4 protein-coding genes are annotated in these 4,697 nt (G+C 56.2%); all 4 read right to left on the reverse strand.

Features of this window, described 5'->3' with window-relative positions:
* Positions 1–140 precede the first annotated feature (140 nt).
* The 4 genes from L248_RS05345 to L248_RS05360 are packed head-to-tail and all read right to left on the reverse strand — an operon-like array spanning position 141 to position 4,390.
* Positions 141–1,520 (reverse strand): ABC transporter substrate-binding protein, encoded by a 1,380-nt coding sequence (locus tag L248_RS05345; RefSeq protein WP_022529096.1) that lies wholly within the window; start codon positions 1,518–1,520, stop codon positions 141–143.
* Complete coding sequence (locus L248_RS05350; protein WP_022529097.1) at positions 1,517–2,335, reverse strand: carbohydrate ABC transporter permease; 819 nt, start codon at positions 2,333–2,335, stop codon at positions 1,517–1,519. Before L248_RS05350 ends, L248_RS05345 begins: the two co-directional genes overlap by 4 nt.
* The gene (locus L248_RS05355; protein WP_022529098.1) at positions 2,332–3,273 is read right to left on the reverse strand and encodes a carbohydrate ABC transporter permease; all 942 of its coding nucleotides are present in this window, start codon (positions 3,271–3,273) and stop codon (positions 2,332–2,334) included. The genes L248_RS05350 and L248_RS05355 overlap by 4 nt, the downstream gene beginning before the upstream one ends.
* Complete coding sequence (locus L248_RS05360) at positions 3,260–4,390, reverse strand: ABC transporter ATP-binding protein (protein WP_022529099.1); 1,131 nt, start codon at positions 4,388–4,390, stop codon at positions 3,260–3,262. Before L248_RS05360 ends, L248_RS05355 begins: the two co-directional genes overlap by 14 nt.
* Positions 4,391–4,697: the final 307 nt, after the last annotated feature.

Here is a 4,697-nt window from a genome sequence, read left to right on the forward strand (position 1 = left end):
TGATGTGCCCTACAATCGCCGGCCCTCCGCCAGACTTTCCGAATACACAAACGAGGCTGAGACAACACCGCTAAATGCTGTCTCAGCCTCGTATGTTTACTATTATTCATATCCCGTTTTCCGAGGAGGAAACGGAGATGTTACTGGGCGAAGACCGCCTTGAGGATGGCGGCGTTCGACTTGTTGGTATCGCGGATACCCTTGTTCACTTCGTTCTCGGCCTCTTTCAAGGACGTCTTGATGTCCTTGCCGCCGTATATCTGCTGCATGGCGGTGCCCAGGTATTGGTCCATCTGGGAGTTGACCAGGAACGGTCCGGCGGTGGCGGCGTTCACCTTGCCAGCTTGGAGCTGCTTGATGGGTACGTTGGTCTCAGGATTCTTTTTGATGGCCGCTGCGAGTGCCGGCACCTTCACTGAGGCTTTGTTCACGGCGATGTAGCCCGTGCCGATCTGCCAAGCGGCTTGCTGTTTTGGAGCCATCATGTACTTGATGAATTCCCACGCCCCCTGCTGCTCGGCTTTAGACTTATCCTTGCTGATCCACAGGCTGGCACCGCCCGCGGCGACACCGTTAGCGGGAACATCGTCAGCGTGGGCGGTGAAGGTCTCGCCCCACTTAAACTTGGCGGCTTTCGCAATCGTCCCGGCAGCGGCTGAACTCTGCATGAAGATGCCGATCTTGCCGCCGAGGAAGCCGGCCATCTGGTTCGCCGAGGCCGACGATCCAGTCCCGAAGTTCTGGAAGCTGCCGTCTTTGATCATGCCTTGCACCCAAGTGAAGATCTTTTGCATCGCCGGGGTGTTCAGCTCGGCAGCGGTGGCCGCGGACGACCGGCCGTTGTTCTTGTTCACGACGACGGAATTCTGGTTAGCGGCCAATTGTTCCGGCAGCCACGGATAGATTTGCAGGGTAGCCCCTTTGACGGCCCCCTTAGATTTCTCCGTTAAGGCCTTGGCGGCCGCCCGAATCTCGCTGTAGCTGGGCGATTGAGAAAGCGGCTTAACGCCGTATTTCTTAAAGAGGTCCTTGTTGTAGTACATGACACTGGATGACGCGTTGAACGGCATGGATTGCAGGTCGCCCTTCAACTTGAACCCGGACAGGATCCCGGGATAGAGTTGGTTCAAGTCATAGTGGTCGGCGTCAACGAATTGCTGGACGGGGACGTAATCACCTACCGCAGTCATCGTGGCAATATCCGACTGCTGCATGATCGTCGGCGTGACGTTCGTGTGCAGCGTGTTGATGTACTTGGACTCAGCCAAGCCGTAACTGCCCTCATACTGGGGCACGACCTTGTACTTGGTCTGACTCTTGTTGAAGCCGTCCACCAACTTGTCCAGCAGCTGTCCGTTCGGCCCGTTCATGGAATGCCAGAACGACAAGGTGATCCGGCCGTTGCTGGCCTGGGCCTGGTGCTGCGGCGTTGTGGCCACCACCAGCCCGATAATGACGGCGATAACGGCCATGGTCGCGCAAATCAGCGACCACCAGCGGTGCCAGAACTTTTCAATCATGCTTTCAGACCCCCTGTGTTCAATCCTTTCTTAAAGTAGCGTTGGCCCACCAGGAGAATCAGCAGTGTGGGGAGCAGGATGAGAATGGCCGTGGCCATGATCACGCCCCAGTTGCTGAAGGTATCCTGGGCCTGCAGCTGCTTCAGGCCGACTTGGGTGGTGCGGTAGGAGTCGGAGAACGTGGTGATCAGCGGCCACAGGTAATCGTTCCAGTGGGTCAGAAACATATACAGGCCGAAGGTGATCAGCGTGGAACGGGAGTATGGCAGAACGATTTTGAAGAGGAACTGCAAGTGGTTCAAGCCAATCAATTGACTGTATTCATGCAATTCGTCAGGTACTTGCAGAAAGGCTTGGCGGAGCATGAAGACCCCGAAGGCTGAGGCAAAGAACGGAATCGTTAAACCGGCATATGAATCCAGCCAGCCAAACACCCGAATCGTCTGGAAGTTCGGAATGATCTGGGCTTCAAACGGCAGCATCATCGTAATCAGGAACAGCGCGAAGATCTGCTTCTTGAACTTGAAGTCGAGAAAGGCAAACGCATAAGCCGCTAAAGTGCAGAGTACGAATTGACCAGCGGTGATCAAAATGGCAACGATGAATGAATTGGCCATGTAACGCAGCACCGGCGTGGTCTGAATCGCGGCGATGTAGTTATTCAGGGAGATATTGGTCGAGGTTAAATGACCAGCGGCAATATCGGCGGTGGGCAGCAAGCTGGCCCAGATTCCAATGAGGATCGGGGCGCCCATGAGCAGGGCCACCAGCGTCAGCCAAAAATAATGATTGATGTGCTTCAGTGAGGTTGTCATTTGTAATACACCTTCCGTTCTGTGAAGCGGAATTGGAACCAGGTGGCAAAGGCAATGATGGCGGTGAGGACTAATGCTTCACTGGCAGCGATCCCGAAGTTCCGGTTACCAAAGGCATCGGTATAGACTTTGTAAGCAATGAAGTTCGTGGCGTTGTCCGGGCCGCCGCCGGTGATCAGGTCGATCTCGGTGAAGGTCTTGAACTTGCCAATGATTTCGACGACCAGCAGGAAGAACAGCGTCGGAGAGACCATCGGTACAGTGATCTTCCAAGTTTTCTGCCAGCTGGACCAGCCAGCTAAGTCAGCGACGGCATAATAATCGTCGGGGACAGACTGGAGTGCGCCCAGCAGGTTCAAGAAGGAGAAGCCCGTGCCCATCCAGATACTGACAACGACCAGAATGATCATCGCCCCAGTGGGATCGGCCACCAGGTTATTCTGCTTGACCCCGATGTTCTTCAGCAGCAAGCCGATCACGCCGACCGAAGGGTTAAACAGGAATAAGAACAGCACAGACGCCACGGCGCCGGAGATCCCCATGGTCGAAGCGAAGGCGGTGCGGAAGAAGCCGTTGCCGCGCAGTTTGTCACTGACCATGCTAGCCAGGAACAGCGCCAAGGCAATGGTGCCCAGGCCGGCGGTGATGACGAAGATGAAGGTGTTGACGAGGCTCTTCAAGAATAATGGATCGCTGAAGATCTCGGCATAATTGCTGAAGCCGACGAACTGGGCGAGTTCGCCCCGAACGTTGGTGGAGAAAAGACTCTCGATGGCCGTCATGATCATCGGGTAGAACGTGAAGATGGCCAGAATGACCAGCGACGGCAGCAGGAACCAGAGCGCGGCATTGGTTTTGCGCAGCGTCCGGCCCTTGGTGCTGGCCGCAGCGGTCGACGGGACCAGGAGCGGATTATCGGGGTTCTTATGCAATTCCATCAAGTACACCTGCCTTCTCGGGCACACCCTTATTGTTGACGGCTAAGTTTGATTTCTCATCGAAGAAATGCAGATCCGCCGCATCGGTGGGCAGTGTTGCATATACGATCTGGTTCTCTGGTACCGGGTATTGCTCCGGTACGCTGGCGATGAACTCGTGACCATTATTGACCAGGGAGACGGAAGATTCACGCCCCAGGTTGGCGACGGCCATCACCCGCACGGGGAAGCTGCCCGCGCTGGCGGAGCGGCTCAAAGTAATCTTCTCGGGGCGAATGCCCAGCTGGTAAGCGCCAGCGGCCAAGTCGTACGGCAGCGGCAAGCGGACAGAATGCTGGTTGGCATCGGTCAGTTCCAGGGTGGCGAAGTGCTCCAAGGCATCCACGGTGGCGTCGAACATATTCATCTTCGGGCTGCCGATGAAGGTCGCCACGAACTTATTCGCCGGGTGATTGTACAGGTCCAGCGGCGTGCCGACCTGTTGGATGTGGTGGTCGTTGAGCACCATAATGCGCTCGCCCATCGTCATCGCCTCGACTTGGTCGTGAGTCACATAGAGCAGGGTCATGCCCAGTTCCTTGTGCAGCTGGACCAATTCTTGGCGCATCTCAGTCCGCAGCTGGGCGTCGAGGTTAGAAAGGGGCTCGTCCATCAGGACCAACGACGCCTTCGTGGCAATGGCCCGGGCCAACGCCACCCGCTGCTGCTGGCCGCCGGAAAGTTCTTTGGGCTTGCGGTCCCGCAGTTCAGTCAAGTGCACCATGTCCAGAGCATCGTTGACCCGCTTCGCCTCTTCAGTCGCGTCTAAGTCTAAGTTATGCAAACCGAAGCGGATGTTGTCGGCGACACTCATGAACGGCAGCAGCGCATAGTTCTGGAACACCATGGTCAAGTGGCGGTCCTTCGGCGGCAAGTCGGTCACGTTCTGACTATCGAAGAAAACCGAACCGGAACTGGCGGGAATCAGGCCGGCGATGATGCGTAACAGGGTACTCTTCCCGGACCCGGATGGGCCGACCAGGACGAAGAACTCGCCCTCTTGAATCTGCGCGCTGATCCCGTCCAGAACAGCGGTATCGCCAAACTGTTTCGTGAGATGATCAAGCTTGATGTACAATGCAATTCCTCCTCGTATTAGGGGTGCAGGCGGGCGGCTCACTGGCAAGGTGCAAGTCTCACCGCTCACAAACGACTACAATCACCAGTATAGAAAACTGATGTAACAGAATGCTGGTCGTTACCGTCAAGCTTGTGTCGCATAAGTGTAAAGATTGGGTCACGTGTCACTGGAGCGTAAAAAACGGCTGAGGCGTGATGATGCCTCAGCCGCCAGAATGAGGGAATGATTCGCGGGACCCGGCGATTTTGGCCCTCCGCCAGGGGGCCTGGAACGTGGTGGGCACGGCTTTAAGCCTTTTGGCAAA

This window comes from Schleiferilactobacillus shenzhenensis LY-73 (assembly GCF_000469325.1).
Classification (GTDB): Bacteria; Bacillota; Bacilli; order Lactobacillales; family Lactobacillaceae; genus Schleiferilactobacillus; species Schleiferilactobacillus shenzhenensis.

What these genes read in the sequence shown, in the direction of transcription:
- L248_RS05345 (WP_022529096.1), bottom strand. Translation starts at nt 1,520, where the DNA reads ATGATTGAAAAGTTCTGGCACCGCTGGTGGTCGCTGATTTGCGCGACC.
- L248_RS05350 (WP_022529097.1), bottom strand. Translation starts at nt 2,335, where the DNA reads ATGACAACCTCACTGAAGCACATCAATCATTATTTTTGGCTGACGCTG.
- L248_RS05355 (WP_022529098.1), bottom strand. Translation starts at nt 3,273, where the DNA reads ATGGAATTGCATAAGAACCCCGATAATCCGCTCCTGGTCCCGTCGACC.